This is a genomic window from Pseudomonas sp. TH10, from assembly GCF_016651255.1.
In the GTDB taxonomy this organism is placed as follows: Bacteria; Pseudomonadota; Gammaproteobacteria; order Pseudomonadales; family Pseudomonadaceae; genus Aquipseudomonas.
Window position 1 is genome coordinate 1 of record NZ_JAEKEG010000117.1, and the last position, 16575, is coordinate 16575.

Here is a 16575-nt window from a genome sequence, read left to right on the forward strand (position 1 = left end):
GCGCAATCGCCTTTGCTGAAGGGCACCTGCAGGTAGGGTTGCGCCGCTTTCTCTGCGGGCACTTCAGGCTTGCCCGCCGCCGGCGGGTTAAAAACGGCCGGCGGCGGCCTGCCCTGAGCCCGTGCGGCACGCTCAAGGCCGGGTGGCAACGGTTGGGCGCTTTGGGGCGGCGGGGTATCACCATCGGCGGCTGTTGTCCCGGGTTCGGTGCCAGGCTTGGCCATTGAGGTTGCCGAAACGGTGGTCGCCACGCCTTGCGCCGCATTGGCCGGCACCGGTTGCGCCGGGCTTTCGGCCATTGCGGCCGCCCCGCTGCCTGGTACGCGAGGCCCATCGCTCACCGGCAACACAGGCGAGTGCATTGCTGGCGTCGTTGCCGCCCCAGTGCCCGCCGCGCCTTGCGCCGCGTTGGCCGGCACCGGTTGCGTCTGGCTTTCGGTCATTGCTGCCGCCCCGCGGCCTGGTACGCCAGGTACATCGCTCACAGGCAACTGCATTGTCGGCGTCGTTGCTACCGCTGACCCAGGCTTGACCGCTGGCATTGGCAGCCCCATGGCGCCTGGTGGCGCCGGCAATTGCGCTGCCGTCGTTTGCAGCGGCCGCCCAGGCGTGCTCGGTAGTAACGTCGGGGCGAGCATCACCATCATGACGGGCGCAGGCGCCCAGCCCCTGGCGGCCGATTGACCTTGAACCGGCGCACCGGCCTGTGGCTGCGCCTCCATGGGCACAGCGCCCGAGATTTTTTGGTGCGGCTCCAGACGCCTCCTTAGACCCTGTCGGGGCTCGTGACAGCGGCTCGGGTAATGGCTGCAGTTGCGCAAGCCATGCCAACGCGCCCTCGGGCAGGTCTGGCGACTCATCGCGCTCCGCGACAGGCGGCCGACTGGCGTGTTCGCCAGGCTCATCCACGGGCAGTACAGCTGTCACCGGACGGGTTATGGCTGCAGGACTTGAGGTGCTCATTTGTTCTTCACCAATAATTCTTCGATGTCATGTTCTTCGAGGCGCCAGCGGCGCGCACGATGCTCGGCGAGCAGGCGTTGCTCCAGGTGCTGGTACTTCGCATGCCGGCCTTGCAGACTTTTGCGCTGCTGCTGCAGGTCATCCAGTTGCTCCACTATCTCGCCATGGCGCTCCAGCACCCGGGCCCGCTCCAGGCCGAGGTTGGCGATCTGGCGGCGGATCACCGCCTGACGCCGCAATTGGGCGAACAGCTGCGAGGTGGCTTACGGTTTGGGCCTCCATGCGGTTGCTGAGCATGAGTTCCCTGAAGCCCTCGGCTTGCCGGTCGATGGCGCCCAGCTCCAGTTCCAGCGGGCTCAAGCGGCGCCGGGCAGAGCTCAAGGCCAGCTCACAGCGCTGCTGGCGATGGTCACTGAAGCGCAGCAGTCGGCGGACTTCAATCAATGAGGCCATGCAGGCCCTCCAGCGCCAGGGACGGCGCACACGGCTCTGCCAGGTCCTGGCGCAGCCAGTCGAGCAGGGCTTCGCGCCGGTCCATGGCATGGTCGTTGGCCGGGTTTTCACCTCGGCGGTATTCACCCAGGTCAAGGAACACCTGCAGTTCTTCGAGGCGGGTCAAGACCTCGCGGGTACGTGCCGCCAGTTCTTGTGTTTCGCGCTCGGTGACCTGGTGGGCCACGCGACTGGCGCTGCGCAGCACGTCAATGGCCGGGAAATGCCCGCTGGCCGCGAGCTTGCGGCTGAGGTAGATGTGCCCGTCGAGGATCGAGCGGATCTCCTCGGCAATCGGGTCCGGCTCGTCATCGCTTTCTAGCAGCACCGTGTAGAACGCGGTGATACTGCCGGTGGCGGTGACGCCGGGACGCTCCAGCAAGCGCGGCAGGGAATCGAATACCGACGCCGGATAGCCGCGCCGCGCCGGGGCCTCCCCGGCGGCCAGGGCCAGGTCACGCCGGGCCCGGGCATAGCGGGTCATGGAATCGAGCAGCAACACCACGTTGTAGCCCTGATCGCGAAAGTATTCGGCGATGGTCGTGGCCTGCAGCGCGGCGTTGCAGCGATCCACCGAGGAAAAATCCGACGTGGCGTAGACCACCACGCAGCGTGCGCATTGTTCCGATTGGCGCAGGCTCTCGACAAACTCGGTGACCTCCCGCCCCCGCTCGCCAATCAGGCCAACGACAAAAATATCGGCGTCGCTGTGGGCGATCAGCATGTTCATTAGCGAGGTCTTGCCGGAACCGGCTGCGGCAAAGATCCCGATGCGCTGGCCAATGCCACAGGTCAGCAGCCCGTCGATCACCCGCACGCCGGTGGCCAGCGGCCGGTCGACCGGGCGACGCTGGTGATAAGCCGGCGGCGCCGCATCCACCGGATAGTCCTGGCCGTCGAAGGCGTCGCTCGGCGCCAGTCGCTCGACAATGACACCTTGCGGGTCGACCACGGCGCCGAGCATCGCTGAGCTGCAATGCAGGCTGAGCAAGGCGCCGGTAGGCACGATCAGCGATTCGCGGGACAGTCCCCGCGCCTCCCCGAGCAGGCTCAGCAGCACCGCGTCCGGACAGAAACCGATCACCTGCGCCCGGGCGCTGATGTGCGGGTCGCGCCAATCGCGCCGGACCTCGCAGACTTCGCCAATCACCACGTTGTCCAACGCCGCCTGGATCAGCGGCCCGTTCAGGCGCAACGGGTGAGCGCCATGGCGCTCCAGCAGCAGCCTGTTCATTGCCGCACGAGTTCGCACAGTGTGGCCAAGGCGGTCAGGTAATCCTCAATGGTGGTGGCCAGTTGTTCGGCGTTGTCGTAGGCGCTCTCGGCGAGCAACACCCGCACTTCAAGCTGGCCGTTGATTTCAGCCAGTTGCATTTGCTCGGTGCGGGCAAACGCACAGCCTTGCATCAGAAAACGCAACAAATATTCAGAACAGTGGCCCAGCAACATGTCGCCTGACTCCACCAGCGAACTCCAGAACCACAGCCCGTCCTCGATCACCCCCATATTGATGTTGGGCAGGTTGGCGAGTTCGAGTTCAATGGTGCTGTGGCCGTCGAAAGACCCGATCTGTTCGTCAGTGCAACCGCTTAACAGCAGTGCTTCGCGGAGCAAAGAGGCAATATCGATATGTTGCATAGGGAAATCTTCCTTACAGGGTCTTGATCACGTTTACGGAAATGCTGTCGGAAATCTCACCAAAGGAAACGACGTCCAATTCTCGGAAGCGGCCTTCGATAAACTTTTTGATGTAGCGCCGGACATCGACTGACGCCAGGAGCACCAGGTCTTTTTGCGCGAAGTGCAGGCTGTCCAGACCCAGGGCCAGGCGGTCCATCAGTTCGTCGCTGGCGGCGGGCTCGAGGTTGAGAAAGCTGCCGGCGGAGGTCTGGCGGATGCCCTTGCGCATCACGTCCTCGAACTCGGGTGACAGCAGCAGCACCCGCAGATCGTTGCCATGGGCAAACTTGTTACTGATATAGCGCCCCAGGCTGCCGCGAACGTGTTCGACCAGGGCAAGCACGTCCTTTTCACGGGACCCCCAGTGGGCCAGCGACTCGAGGATCAGTTTCATGTTGCGCACCGAAATGCGCTCGCTGATCAGCCGTTGCAGGATCTCGGCAATCTTCTGCACCGTGGCATGGCGGTACACTTCCTTGAGCAAGTCGGGGTACCGCGCTTCCATTTCGTCGAGCAGGGTCTTGGTTTCCTGTACGCCGAAAAACTCGTTGATATTGCGTGCGAGCAATGTCACCAGGCAGCGATAAAACTCGTCATAGGCGGGGCGTAGCTGATGCCCCATACCCTGCAACTTGTCACGGTGTGCGGACGACACCCAGATGCTCGCCTGCTTGTTGCTGTCCAGGCCGGTGCTCAGGTCGAGGCTGAGGTGTTCGAGTTCGGGTTTGTAATCGACGATGCGCAAGCGGTCGAAGTGAATATCGAACTGATCGGCGCGCACCTCGTTGATTAATACGGCCACCTGCCCTTGCGGCAGCGCGTCAACGCCGCGCAACCGCGGCTCGGGAATGCGGATGCCGTAATCGACGAAAAACTGGCTGCGAAAGCGCTCGCATAACTGTGCCTGGCGCAGTTCTTCCAGGCGCTGATTGGGCACCAGCAGCATCAGTGCGATGGTCTCGGTGGCCATGTTGTCGACGTTGTCGATCAGCCCCAGCTCGCTGCCCGGCTGGCCATCGGCAGGCGTCTGGGCCGAGGTTGCCGAGCGGCTACCCGCCTTGCCCCTGGCCCGATGGCGGAAATACAGCAGCGCCACCAGCGCGCCGGCCAGCAGCAGGAACACGCCAACCGGAAAACCGGGCAGGATGCCGACCCCGATCGCGAGAAACGCGGTGACCCCGATCACAAAGGGATTGCCCAGCATCTGGGTCATCATGTTGCGACCCAGGTTGGCTTCGTCGCCGTTGACCCGGGTCACGATAAAGCCGGCGCCAATGGCGATCAGCAGTGCCGGAATCTGCGCCACCAGGCCATCGCCGATGGTCAGCAAGGTGTAGGTGTGCAAGGCCGTGGTCATGTCCATGCCCAACTGCCCGACACCAATGGCGATGCCGCCGAGGAAGTTGACGAAGATAATGATGATGCCGGCAATCGCATCGCCCTTGATGAACTTCATGGCACCGTCGAACGACCCATACAACTGGCTTTCACGCTCCAGCGTACTGCGTCGCTCGCGGGCTTCCTTGGTGTCGATCGAGCCGGCCTTGAGGTCGCCGTCGATGCTCATCTGCTTGCCGGGCATACCATCTAGCGAGAAACGTGCCGCCACCTCGGCGACCCGCTCCGGAGCCCTTGGTGATGACGATGAACTGCACGATGGTGACAATCGAGAAAATCACGAAGCCCACCACCAGGCTGTCGCCGATGACGAACTCGCCGAACGAGGCAATGATCTCCCCCGCATCGGCCTGGGTCAGGATCAGCCGACTGGTACTGATGGATAACGCCAGGCGGAACAAGGTGGTGATCAGCAGCAACGCGGGGAAGGTCGAGAAGCTGAGGATGCGCTCGATGTAGAACGAGCCCATGAAAATCAGGATCGCGATGACGATATTGAGTCCGATCAGGAAATCCACCAGCACGGTCGGCAAGGGGATGATCAGCATCGCGATGATCATCACCATCAGCGTCAGGATCAGCAGTTCCGGCCTAGAAGTAACACTGCGTAAAATTTTATCGAACATGGTGTACATACCTTGAAAACTAAGGATTGGAACGACCCACAAGGGCGGCATGACGCTGAATGGTTTCGTGGGCGTACACCAGGTCCGCCAGCTGGGTAAACTGCTCTGCAACGCGCTGCAAAGACTCTTCATCGTCGAACAGGCTCACGGGCAGCGACAGGCAGGTCAGGCGCAAAAACTGCAACAACTGGCCACGCTCGCGGTGGTCGACCAACAGCAACTGCTCACCAAAGACCCCGTGCAGAAACTGTTCGAGCTCATCGGGATACTTCAGCAGCCCCAACAGGAACAGCAGCCAGTCAGGCTCACTGGAGTTGTGCCGCCGCACCAGCGCATCGTCCAGCAGGCGTTGAATGAAGATCACATCGGCGGAACGTAAGCGCTTGAGCTCACCGAGTTTTTTCAACAGCTGGCCAAACTCCTCGCGCGAGCAACTGGGGTCCTGGGCGTCGATATCGGTGAGCAAGGCGGCTTCGATAAATTCCAGGACCGAGCCACGGTGTTGATGCCCGTACAGGGTTATCCAGTCTTCATAGGACTGGGCGGCGCCTTCGTCGGATTCGAGAAACGAGCGGTAGGTATCGCGCATCAGGCTGGCGCGCAGCATCAGCGCCTTGCCAAACATCTTGGCCTTGAGGGCCGAATTGATGCCGGCCTTCAGGCGTTTCGGCTCGGCCTGGTTCAGTACTTCCTGGAGAATGGTTTCCAGGCGCCGGCGCGTGGCATCGGCCAGGTCCCTGGCCCGCAGCAATTCGCGCAGCACCAGCACCAGGTCGCTGTCATCGGGAAACAGGCCGCGCGCCTGCGCCAGCAGCCATTCGATGCTGCGATCAGGCAGCTGGGCCAGCTTCTGGACCTGGCTCGCCTTGGGCGCCACGTCCTCCTCCAGCACCCGTTCGAAACTCTCGGAGAGGCCTTCGAACTGGTTACCGAAATCCCCTCGGCGGCGAAACTGCGAACGCAGCGAGGCGGCCATTTCATCGCTGTTCTCGACAAACTGCGCCACCGCCGCTGCCGGGGTTGCATCATCGGCCGGCTCTTCTTGCTTGACCGGAGCCTGGTTATTCTGCTGCGCGCGCGTCAATTGCATGCGTGAAGAAATACCGCCGATAGTGGCCATCTCAACGATCCATCGCGCGCAGCACGGCGCGGTCGGCGGCATCGCGGGGTACGGCCCCGATGACTTCGGCGCCGATCTGCGCCGCGCCGGGTGCAAGCGGGGTATCAAGCTGCTTGGGCTGGATCAGGAACACCCGCACGGTGTTGGATTTACGCGCCTGGCGATAGCTGAACAAACGACCCAGATAAGGGATATGTCCCAGCACCGGGATTTTCCTCAGCAACTCGCCACTTTCATCCCGGGTAAATCCGCCCACCAACAGGCTCTTGCCCTGGGGGACCCGGGCGACCGTACTGATGCGGGTACGGCCGACGGTCGGCAAGCTGTCCGGGCCGGCATTTTCGGACTGAATCGCGTCACCGTCTTCGATGTTCAGCTCCATCTCAACTTCGCCGACCGGCGAAATCCGCGGCAGGACGCTGACCAGCGTGCCGTAGGTAACATGTTCGAGTTGCGAGTTGCGCTCGCCTACGAGCTTTGCGTAGAAGGTGCGATTGTTGTCGAAGATGGCCGGGACATTTTCCTGGGTCAGCACCACCGGGCGCGACACCACGCGTGCCCGGTTATCGGTCTCCAATCCGGCGACCGCCGCCATGAACGAAGGACCATCGAGGGTACTCAGGGACCCGCCATTAAGCGAGGCCTGGGCCTGTGAGCCGACCTTCAGCGAACCGCGCCAGTTGACCCCCAGCTCGTTCAGGTCGTCCTTTTGCAAGTCGATGATCCACAGGGTCAGCTCCACGTGTCGCTTGGGCTCATCCAGGGCCGCAGCGAGGTTTTCGATAAACCGCACCTGCTCAGGCAGGCCCTTGACCAGCAGGCTGTTGGTGTCGGGATAGGCCACTACGCGGATGTTGCCGGCAGCCAGGTCACGGGCAACGATGCGCGGCGCATCCGGGTCACCGGACGCCGACTCAAGGGTGCCCAGCCCTTGCAGCGGAAAATCCGGCATCCTGGCGCTCCGCCCGGACTCCTGGCTGATGGCAGTTTCAACGCCGCGGGTTTCACCCGCCAGCAGGGTTTCGATGGCCGTGGCCATCCCGGGGATGGTGATTTTCTGATCGCGCAACTCGTACTGGCGATCACCGACAAAGGTGTTGTGCAGATTGATCACGCCAATGCGCTGCTGCCCCAACTGCAGGTCCGCGCTCTGGGTGTCCATGAACCTGGCCGCCTGCATCACCAGGTCAACGTAGATCGGTGGCCCGGCGACGTAGAAAGTACGCAGCCCGTCATTGCGCAGGGGGTAGCGCGCATCCAGCAGGCCGGAGCGGCGCAGAAAGCCGGTGAGCTTTTCCACGGTAATGGTGCTCAGGGACACGACGCTGCTTTTGGCCTCGGCGGCTTCGTAGACGTACAGCGACTGACCATCGCTGTACCAGATGAGCGCCATCTGCCGGGCGATACGCTCCAGGGTCTGTTGCGGCTGGGCCAGGGCAAACTCCCCGGTGATGGTGCGACGTGCCGCTGCCTTGCTGAGCACGATCGGCTTGCCCAGGGGCGCCGACAAGGCGTCGAAGAAGGTCCGCAGGCTTTCCTGTCTGGCGACGTAACCTTCCCCTTCCCGGGCCGGCGCTGCCGACGCGGTGCCCGGTAGCACACAACACATTGCCAGTACCACGGCGGGTGAACAAAAGCGTTTAAACATCATCAACTGAATCGTCCGAAAGTCGGGTAATGTCGATCAAGCTGCTCGGCGCAACGCCGACCAGCTCTCTTACTTCCTTGGAGAAATGCGAAGAGGAGGCGTAACCATGCTCCAGGGCAATATCGGTGAGCGAACCGCTCCCCTCGACCAGGGTCAGGAGCGCCCGGGCGGTGCGCCATTCGCGCAGCTCCGGCTTCGCCGCACCACCGAGCGCCTGCTGGCAAAGCCGGCGAAAGTGCGACACCGAGACGCCGTAGCGGCCGGCCAGGTCTTGCAGCTTTTCACTACCGACCCCTTCCTGCAGCAAGAAGCCAAGCAACTGATAACTCTCGCCCTGGCGCAGCAAGCGTGCAAAGGCCTGATAATCGCGCCCCTCGCGCAAGGCGAGCGAGAGGTACCAGAAGTCCAGCGCGGCGCCCGTCGCCTGGGATAAACAGCCATTACCCAGCCAGGCCCAGGGTTGCTCTGGTGCAGACTGGCTATTGGACGACACGCCCTGGTCGATAAAAAACTGCAGTTTCACCAGGCTCATGCGCGACACCGGCAACAGCCTGGCGCTGCCCTCCAGCACCTGCAAACCTGGCTTGGCAGCCAGCAGCCCGGCGCTACCAGGCGGCAGGCACCACTGCACCGAACTGTCACGGTGCCCCAGATACAAAAATGACGGACCATTGTGGATGCGCACTACATGCTCGCCAGGCTTGATTGAGGCGCACCAGCCTTGCAGCGTTGTGACCCCCTCTGACGATTCATCTGTGTGCATGCTCGACACCTCATTGCTTGCTCCGGGTATTTCCCGGCGGGCATTGTGTGGGGGGCACCAGCAACCAATCTTGATGAGAAAGTGATGACAGAAGCGGATCAGACGGATCCGCCCTGTTGTTCGCAGAACGGCGTATCGCCCAAACCATTACCCTCGGGTCACGGCCTGAGTTGAAATGCCAGGAGTCGGGGGCTTTTGTGGGTGATGCCGACGCTGAACGACTCATATTGATTGATCAGATCATCAAGTCTTATCTGCGAAGACAGGGCGTCGCCCAACCGGGTCTTCAGTGCTTGCGCCTGTAGCAGGCGACGCCTGTTGACGTCGAGAATCCTGTTCTTGCGCTTGCCGTTATCGCGCGCCGCATCAGCAACGGCCCGCCCTAAATCGAGCTGGCGGTCAAGAAAGCGGTGTTCCAGCCTGGCGATCTTGAACTCGGCTTTTTCATGCGTCCTGTCGCCGGGCCTGGAGTAACCGATAGCCTCGGTGTCGAAACCGATTCGATGCCCATACGAGTCGCCGATATAGAGATAGTGACTCCCGCCACAGACGGCACCCCGCAACTCCCGAAACAGCGAAGGCGGCCGCCTTGCGGACCTTCGCGCCCCTGAAACCTGGACACTGGAACCCGTACTGTTGGACACCGACACCATTTCCCCCGGCACCGACGCACCGCCAACACGGCTATCGCTCGGCTCAGACCAGCAGGTGATCTGATACCCTTGCAAACCTCCAACATCCATTTCAACGCCCCCATCCTTAGACATGATTCGCAACCATAGGGCCAGCCGGGCACGGGCACTTGCATAAAACGCTCGCTCCTTTTACACATTGAAACGCAGGTCTATTGCCTGCATTTTGTTGTACACCGAAGACACCCGGTCGTCGCAGCTTGCGCAAGCGCTATCGGCCGCCCGAAACGTCTCCCGGCGCAACTCAGTATCAGTCGCCAATCTTTCCAGCCATGCTGACACTTCCTGCCTGAATACAACGTCGTCGAAACGCTTTGACTGGTACAACTGCCCCAGGAAGGTTGAAAACTCCGTTGCGCAGGCTTCGCCTTCGAAGCTGGCCCATAGGCTCCGCAAAGCCACGCCCTCCTGCTCACCCAACCATATCGTCGCCATATCACTCAGCCGTCGCGTGTAACGGCTGGCGGACTCATCAGCGCCGTCAATAAAGCGCACAATGGCATGACCAAGGCGCTGGCGTGCCATGTCGACTTCGAATTTGCGCTGCGCGCCATCACTGATAAAATTACCGACCATATTGACCTCCACGCGCTCCGTGAGGCCCGTCACAAAGCCTGGTACTTCCCTGAAAGCGTTAACCTCCAGTTGCAGTTCTGCCAACGCTGGCAAGCGGGGTATTGACGCCAGGCTGCGCAATTGATTGCACGAAAGGTCCAACCTCCATAGCTCAGGGAGACGCACATGCCTTAAAAGGCCACATCCGGCAGATTATTACCATGCAGGTCCAGTGCCTGCAGTTCAGGCATCACTGCGGGAAACGTTAATCTTGTCGCCTGAAGGTTCGGATTGGAGGTGACGGACAGTGTTTTCAATTCGTCCATGGAGGAGCCCAATACCAACTCGCGCAACTGCGGATTGGACGAGACGTCCAGCGTTTGCAAACGGCGGATGCCACGCCCCACTTTCAACTCGCGCAACTGCACGTTGCTGGTGATCTGCACCCACCCAAGCTTGGGCAGATTGGAAAAGCAGAGCACTTTTTCGTCGTTGCAGTTGACGATTTTGAGTTTTTCCAACTCAGACATTTTGTTCAGCGACAACCGCTGCTGGAACGTGACTCCCTGGACGTGAAGCGCCTTCAGTCTGGGCATGTTAATCGGCAATCGCACTTCAAGCGGTGTGGTAACGGCGCTATCGCTGACAATCTTCAAAGAACTCAAACGTCGCATATCCGCGGGTAGAAGCAGGCTCTGCTCAAGACTGCCAGGGCGGAAAACAATTTCGAGCCGAGACATGTCTGCCGGTATGTCTTCACTCCTGTAAATATTCATCAGAAACTGCGGCATAACATTCCCGATCGCCCACACCGGCCTTCGATCGCCCTCCAATAGCGCTGCCAACACAAGCTCTTCGGATAGATCCCACAGTGGGTCGTCTACTTCGTCTAACGCCGCAAATTGTTTAAACAGATAATTGTAAGCGTGCTTGAGATCGATACAGACGCCTTCGCTGACCAGCACTTGCTGCAAGGCAAGGCGACGCGCCTCTGGCGTCAGGGCCATCGCACTGCGGTAGGGCTTCCAGGACTCGAGCTGTAAATAGATCCCCGCCCAGGCGGGCGTCCTGCCGCCCTTGATTCGCGCTTTGAGCAATGCCATTTTCAGGATTATCGCCGTCGGCTGGAAACGAGAACGCAGCCAGGTAATAGCGCACCGCCTGAGCATCGGCGAAAGCGCCGGATTCGATCAACTCTTGCACCCTGGCTTCAAACAATACCCGCCTGGGAAACTCATTGAGCAGCACCTTTCGACCATTGATCCTGTCGGTAAGCAGACGCTGGCGCGCGTCCTTTTCAAGGATATCGAATTCCCTTAGGTAGGCGCGGGTGACGTCGACGCCTGCGAATGCCTTCATGTCAATCAGCACGTCTTCTGGCGAATAGTAATTAAGGACCGTTTCCTCCCTCGCGTACTTTACCCCCCAAAGAGGCCATTTAGCCTTACGCGGCCCGCTATACCCGAGCCTGTCGTGCAACAACCACTCAGCCAGGGCCGGGGCATTCGAGAAATCAAAATCCGCCGCTATTTGCTTGAGCGAATTTGGATCAAAACTGTTTTTGAGCGAGTCAGAGTCAAAGGGTTTCTGCCCAAACAGCCCATAGGCACGCCATCCATCACTCTTATTCTTCAGAAACTCACAGGATGATTGAGGCAGCGGTTTATTATTCTCGATCGAACTACGTAGCGCGCGGATTACATCCGCGTGCGACCGATTCTCGGGGTCAAACCTGAACAGCCGCAGATACGCCTTCCACTGATCCTCGCTACTGATTCCGGAAGTGCCTGCGCCCTCGCCCAGCAATCTCGATTTATCCTCGGTCCCGAGACCGGAAGACCCTGCCCCCCGCCCGGCAAGCCCCCTTCATCGGCCCGCCAGTGACCGTCGCGATAATGCACCGGCGCGCCATGACCATTGGGCCGTTGCGGATCGCGTACGCGCACCGTCGCCCAGGCATTGTCCGAATACACCTCGTACACCCGGACCTGGTCATGGTCCTGGTACCGATCCTGGATATAGTGCTTGCCGTCATGGCTGTACAAGGTGCCTGCATCGGCCTTGCCCGGACGCAGGGAGAGTGCCGTCAACTGGTCACGGGTGACATCGTTGCGCGCCAAGACGTCGTTGAGCTCGCCAAGGGGGTAAAGGCCGTGTCGCGTTGCCGGACCATGGCCTGCGCAGCTTCGTTCAGCTCGATGGCGCTGCTGAAGCGCGGCTTGCCGGCCCAGTGCAACAACGGGCCAAGCTTGAGCGCGCGCAGCCCCGCGCCGACATCCAGTGCATCCAGCCCCAGGAAAGCCACGTCCAGCAAGGCGTCGTCGGGCCTGCCACGTTCGAGGTGGTGCAGCGCACCGCCAACATCATGGCCGATCAACCCCAAGGTCAACGCCCCGCAGGGCACCGCCGCGATCCCCAGGCTGCCGGCCGTGCAGGTCACGCCAGCCGCCGCTCGCAGGCCCTTGACCGCTTGCTCGAGCATCATCTCGTGACGGCTGGTGCTGGCCTCACGGATATTGTCGATGCCGTCCAGCAACCACTGGTCGCCGACGTGCCGGGTAAAATCAGCGATCGGCGCGGTGGTCGCCCTGGTGTCCGATTGGCCGCGCTGAATCGCTTCGACCAGCTGCTTGTCCCTCAGCAAGGCGCGTGCCTGCAGATCGTCGTAGTACGCGCCGGGGATTTTTATCCGTTGCTGGTAGTCCGAGAGCTTCAGCAGTTCCGGGCCGTAAGGGCCCTGCACGTACAGGTAATCGCTGCGTAGTGCGGCAGCGGTGCGCTGCCCCGTGGCGCGCTGGCGCAACGACAATACCAGCACCTCGGGAATTCGCCGTCCGTTGACCTGGAACGCCTGCAGGCTGGCTTTTCCCGTGTCCGTGACTGTAGGCAAGCCGTCCACCAGGGTCTTGAACGCCTGGGCGGTGTGCGGGTCGATCGTCCCGTCGACTCGCGCCTGCTCCAGCGTCACCTGCAGTTGCTGCTGGATCAAGGCCGTCTTCAGTTGGCGGAAGGTTTGCCCGCGCGGGTCGTTGGGCGCGAGCCAAGGCTCCAGGTACTGGATGTACTGATCGCCGGCGTAGGTACTGCGCAAATGCTGCTGGACACCTTGCTTGATGTCCGGGGTACTCAGTGCCCGGACCACGGCCGGATTTTCATGCTCGAAGCGGGCATCGGCGAGGAAATTGTTGCTGGCCGCGATCACGTTATCGCCGTGCCGGCGGTAGCCTTCCAGGACCCAATCGGTCCAGCTCATGGTCTGGTCATTGAAGGTGATCAGCACCGCATCGGCATCAACCGTGGCATTGGCCGCCAGCCCGCCCTTACCCTGCAGGTTCTTGGTCAGTAGCTGGCTTTCGTTGCGCTGGGTGAAGGCGCGCAGCGTGGGCAGGTTCTCATCAACGAAGGTCGCGTACTGCTGTTCGGTACGCGCGGCCGCCGCCGTTTGCGCGGCGAGCTCTGGATTCGCGGCCAGCCTTTGCAGCCGCGCCTGCTCCCGGTCCAGCGACGCCCCGGCATGGTACTCAAGCTTTGCCTGCAGGCTGGCGCCGGGGTAGGTGCGTAGTTGCAACTGCTCAGGTGTCCAGCGATCCGGTCGTCGCCCGAGTTCATCGAGCGTTCGTTGCCACTTGGCTCGTTGTGCGGGTGAGGCGGCCTGCAAGGCGAGCTCCGGCATTGACCTGGACACGGCTGGGCGACTGGCAGCAGGCCCCGGTGTTGCCGGTGGCTGGACCTCGGCGTACAGGGACTGGCGCATGCGCTTGAGATCCAGGTACTGGTACATTTCCTGCTGCGAACTGAACGCCTGCACCCGTCGCTCGGCGGGCCGGTACAGCACCACGCCGTCCTCCTCGCCCTTGGCATTGTGCCGGACGAACACCTGCCATTGCGCCAGTGTCACCGAGACGGCATCCGCCCCTTCGCCGACGGCCAGGTGCAGGCTGCCGACAGCCACCTGCGGGTCGTTGTTGAGGGCCGCCATCACGACCGCCAGCCCGCCCATATACGAGCCGCCAGGGCTCAAATCACCCTTGAGCCGGCTTTTCAGCACGGCCAGTTGCAGTTCGCTCTGATTGACCTCGGCCAGGGCTTGCCGCAGGGCGGGCCGTTGCGCCTCGAACTGCGCCAGCGAGTCATACGTCAGGTTAGCCAGGCGCTGGTAACACCCCTCCAGGTTCTGCGTGGTCGTCAGCCACAGTGCCTGTTCGCCGGCACGGGCGTTGTGCAGCCAGTGCCCGGCCGGCAGGCTGCTCAACATTTCACGCAAGACCTCTTGCTGCAACCACTGATCCTGCTGTTGCGCACCGGACGCTGCCTGATCGAGCAAGGCGATGACCTCCTCGGCCAGGACCACCTCAGCCGCCTGCGGGCCCGTCCCGGCCTGGGCCTGCAGGGCACGCCGATGACGCACTGGCGCGGGTTCTTCAAGGGCATCGAATTCGCCGAAGTCGGCGTCAGCCGCGGGGTTGCAAGGCCCGGCAGTCGCGAAAGCGACTCGCCAAAATCCTGGTGCAGCAGGGCGCGGACGCGGGCCCGTGGCGCGCTGGTATCGGGGCCGGCGCGCATCGCCATGAGCGCGTCCCAGGTGGACGTCAGCTCACCCTCGGGCGTGAGGTGCCAATGGTTTTTCAGCTCATCCAGCAAGGCCTGCACATGGGGTGGAGGCTGGGCGAATACCCGCTCGCTGTCGAGCAGGCCCAGGTCGGGGCCGGAGTGTTTCATATACTGGTAAAGCGCGTTTGCCCCCGTCACGAATACTCCGCCGGCGACGACAGCGCCCAACGCGGCCACCGGTGCAGACCAATGCTGGCCCGCGATGGCGATGGGCGCGGTGGTCGGCAGGCAGACGCCGCAATCGGTATTTAACAACGGCGCCTCGACGCCCGCCTGGTGCACGGCGAGTGGGCGCTTTTGCCCGAGCCAGCCGACGGCACCGCCGAGGATGGATTGAGCACCGTGTCGAACCGTGTGCAAGATGCCGCTCGGTCGCGTCCCGACCGAGGTGGCCGGCGACGGCTCATGCGCCGGCGGCGATACACCGCCCAACTGGAGCAGCCGTTGGTGCTGGTTCCACGGTCGCCGGACATCGGCCCCGGCCTGGGAGGGGACCACCACCTGCAATATCCCAGACGATGCCGCCGGGACTGGTTTGAGCAATGCCGCCGGCGCGTCTAACAGCGGTTGCGTGCAGTGCTTGAGGCTTGCGCAATTAGCCGCCAGCCGATTCAGTGCCTGCAAAAGGCGCGTGGACTCCAGCGAGGGGCTGCCGACATATTCGCGCAGCCGGCCTGACAGTGCTTGCTGGCAGGCGCCGGCCATCGCCCCCAGAAGCAAACCCACCGGGATCACGGACACCGGCATAGTCGCTCAGCGCGTACAGCCCGGACACCAGCGCAAGCGGGGTCAGCAGCCCCTTTTCCAGAGCACCGCTGATGCCGTTGACAAGCTCGCCAGGCGTGGAGGCATGCTTGAGTCGCGGTCCGATTGCCCGCCAATCGTCACTGAGCGTTTGGGCGCTCACCTGCCCCTGGCAACAGGCAATGAGTTGCCTGGCCAACGCTGGCAACGTAAAGCCGGGCAGCCACAGTAAATTGACAAACTGCTGGACCACGCCGACGGGCAACTGCACGAAGAGCTCCTGGCGATACAACCACTGATTGAGCTGGCGATACTCAACCAGCGCCCCACTCGCCAACGCCTGCGTTTCGACTTGCCCCAATCGCTCCGCCAGCGCCGCCTGTCGCTGATCGAACCGCTCGGGTAACTGCCGGTAATCGGTACAGGCATGCTGGCGACGGCTCATGGCCATTTCGATGACCTGGCCCTGAATGAATGCCAGGTAATCAAGCAGCAGATCGCGGGCCGGATCGCCGTTGCGGTAAGGTCCGCCAAGCCACAACGCATCGCGCCGGGCCGCCGTCACCGACCCGTACGCATCTTCCAGCGTACCGCCGGCGCACAGCGCCGCCGTGATAGCCGCAATGACGCTCGCCTCCTGACCCGCAGCATGCGGCAGACGCCGCATATGCTCCACGACAATGACCAGGAGCGCCGTTTGCAGGCGCGGGTGCAAGTCAACAGGCGGCGTCAGCAGCAACATCTGCAACGCATCCTGTGCCTGCCTGGAGGCTGGCCTGTACCAAGACTCGCCGCGACTGGTCGTTACCAGTGGCGCCAAGGGTAGCGCGGGTTCGCGGATGCCTTGCAGTGCCGACGCCACGTGCGTGCAAACCCGGGCAAAGGCGTGACTGACAGCGGCGACTGCAACGGCCGGATGGCCGCAGAACGAGGAAGGGTCAATACTCATAGCGCGTCATTGATTAGAATCAAGTTCCTTGGAGTGGCCTCGACAGCTTGACACCCGCACAAAAGAGCGAGGGACGCCCGCGCCTACCACGGCCCCCGCCAGCAGGAAGTACTTTTTCCAGGACGCCATGCTCATGTAATAGTCCGCCCATTTCGGGGCCTTCCGTCAAGGCGCAGATCCGACAACAACACCACTTTCAACACATCACCATCCGTCGTCTTCGGAAACGAGAACCTCGCCATGTAAGCGTGTACATCCTTAGGACTGTCGAATAATCCTGCACTGACCACGTCCCTAATTCGAAGCCTTAAAACCCGGGAAAAGTGTTCACGCA

General features: G+C 62.1%; 15 protein-coding genes and 1 pseudogene. All 16 read right to left on the minus strand.

Going from position 1 to position 16575, the window contains the following annotated elements:
• Positions 1-722 (minus strand): annotated as a pseudogene (locus tag JFT80_RS17975) (hypothetical protein); the annotation flags it as partial.
• A gap of 237 nt (positions 723-959) precedes the next feature.
• A complete protein-coding gene (locus tag JFT80_RS17980) occupies positions 960-1214 on the minus strand; it encodes a hypothetical protein (RefSeq protein ID WP_274610203.1) in 255 nt (84 codons plus the stop codon).
• The gene (locus JFT80_RS25625) at positions 1102-1506 is read right to left on the minus strand and encodes a hypothetical protein (RefSeq protein WP_374091371.1); all 405 of its coding nucleotides are present in this window, start codon (positions 1504-1506) and stop codon (positions 1102-1104) included. Before JFT80_RS25625 ends, JFT80_RS17980 begins: the two co-directional genes overlap by 113 nt.
• The gene (gene sctN, locus JFT80_RS17990; protein ID WP_201148778.1) at positions 1400-2689 is read right to left on the minus strand and encodes a type III secretion system ATPase SctN; all 1290 of its coding nucleotides are present in this window, start codon (positions 2687-2689) and stop codon (positions 1400-1402) included. The genes JFT80_RS25625 and sctN overlap by 107 nt, the downstream gene beginning before the upstream one ends.
• Positions 2686-3093 carry an Invasion protein B family gene (locus JFT80_RS17995; protein WP_201148779.1) on the minus strand — a complete coding sequence of 136 codons (408 nt, stop codon included), beginning with the start codon at positions 3091-3093 and terminating at the stop codon, positions 2686-2688. The genes sctN and JFT80_RS17995 overlap by 4 nt, the downstream gene beginning before the upstream one ends.
• A 13-nt stretch (positions 3094-3106) precedes the next feature.
• Positions 3107-4702 (minus strand): FHIPEP family type III secretion protein, encoded by a 1596-nt coding sequence (locus tag JFT80_RS18000; RefSeq protein ID WP_374091372.1) that lies wholly within the window; start codon positions 4700-4702, stop codon positions 3107-3109.
• Positions 4623-5159, minus strand: a complete 537-nt coding sequence (locus JFT80_RS25630) for an FHIPEP family type III secretion protein (protein WP_374091373.1) — start codon at positions 5157-5159, stop codon at positions 4623-4625. The genes JFT80_RS18000 and JFT80_RS25630 overlap by 80 nt, the downstream gene beginning before the upstream one ends.
• A 19-nt stretch (positions 5160-5178) precedes the next feature.
• The gene (sctW, locus tag JFT80_RS18005; RefSeq protein ID WP_201148780.1) at positions 5179-6279 is read right to left on the minus strand and encodes a type III secretion system gatekeeper subunit SctW; all 1101 of its coding nucleotides are present in this window, start codon (positions 6277-6279) and stop codon (positions 5179-5181) included.
• A gap of 1 nt (position 6280) precedes the next feature.
• Positions 6281-7930: a type III secretion system outer membrane ring subunit SctC gene (gene sctC / locus JFT80_RS18010; RefSeq protein WP_318653933.1), complete on the minus strand. Its 1650-nt coding sequence runs from the start codon at positions 7928-7930 to the stop codon at positions 6281-6283.
• Positions 7920-8690 carry a helix-turn-helix domain-containing protein gene (locus tag JFT80_RS18015; RefSeq protein WP_201148781.1) on the minus strand — a complete coding sequence of 257 codons (771 nt, stop codon included), beginning with the start codon at positions 8688-8690 and terminating at the stop codon, positions 7920-7922. The genes sctC and JFT80_RS18015 overlap by 11 nt, the downstream gene beginning before the upstream one ends.
• A 158-nt stretch (positions 8691-8848) precedes the next feature.
• A complete protein-coding gene (locus JFT80_RS18020) occupies positions 8849-9457 on the minus strand; it encodes a hypothetical protein (RefSeq protein ID WP_201148782.1) in 609 nt (202 codons plus the stop codon).
• 57 nt (positions 9458-9514) lie between these two features.
• Positions 9515-10042 (minus strand): NEL-type E3 ubiquitin ligase domain-containing protein, encoded by a 528-nt coding sequence (locus JFT80_RS18025; RefSeq protein WP_201148783.1) that lies wholly within the window; start codon positions 10040-10042, stop codon positions 9515-9517.
• An 86-nt stretch (positions 10043-10128) separates the two neighbouring features.
• Positions 10129-10911 carry a hypothetical protein gene (locus JFT80_RS18030; RefSeq protein ID WP_201148784.1) on the minus strand — a complete coding sequence of 261 codons (783 nt, stop codon included), beginning with the start codon at positions 10909-10911 and terminating at the stop codon, positions 10129-10131.
• Positions 10844-11743: a hypothetical protein gene (locus JFT80_RS18035; protein ID WP_201148785.1), complete on the minus strand. Its 900-nt coding sequence runs from the start codon at positions 11741-11743 to the stop codon at positions 10844-10846. Before JFT80_RS18035 ends, JFT80_RS18030 begins: the two co-directional genes overlap by 68 nt.
• Before the next feature lie 280 nt (positions 11744-12023).
• A complete protein-coding gene (locus JFT80_RS18040) occupies positions 12024-14288 on the minus strand; it encodes a hypothetical protein (protein WP_201148786.1) in 2265 nt (754 codons plus the stop codon).
• Entirely contained in the window at positions 14186-15295 is a 1110-nt protein-coding gene (locus tag JFT80_RS18045; protein WP_201148787.1) for a hypothetical protein, read from the minus strand. Before JFT80_RS18045 ends, JFT80_RS18040 begins: the two co-directional genes overlap by 103 nt.
• Positions 15296-16575 lie beyond the last annotated feature (1280 nt).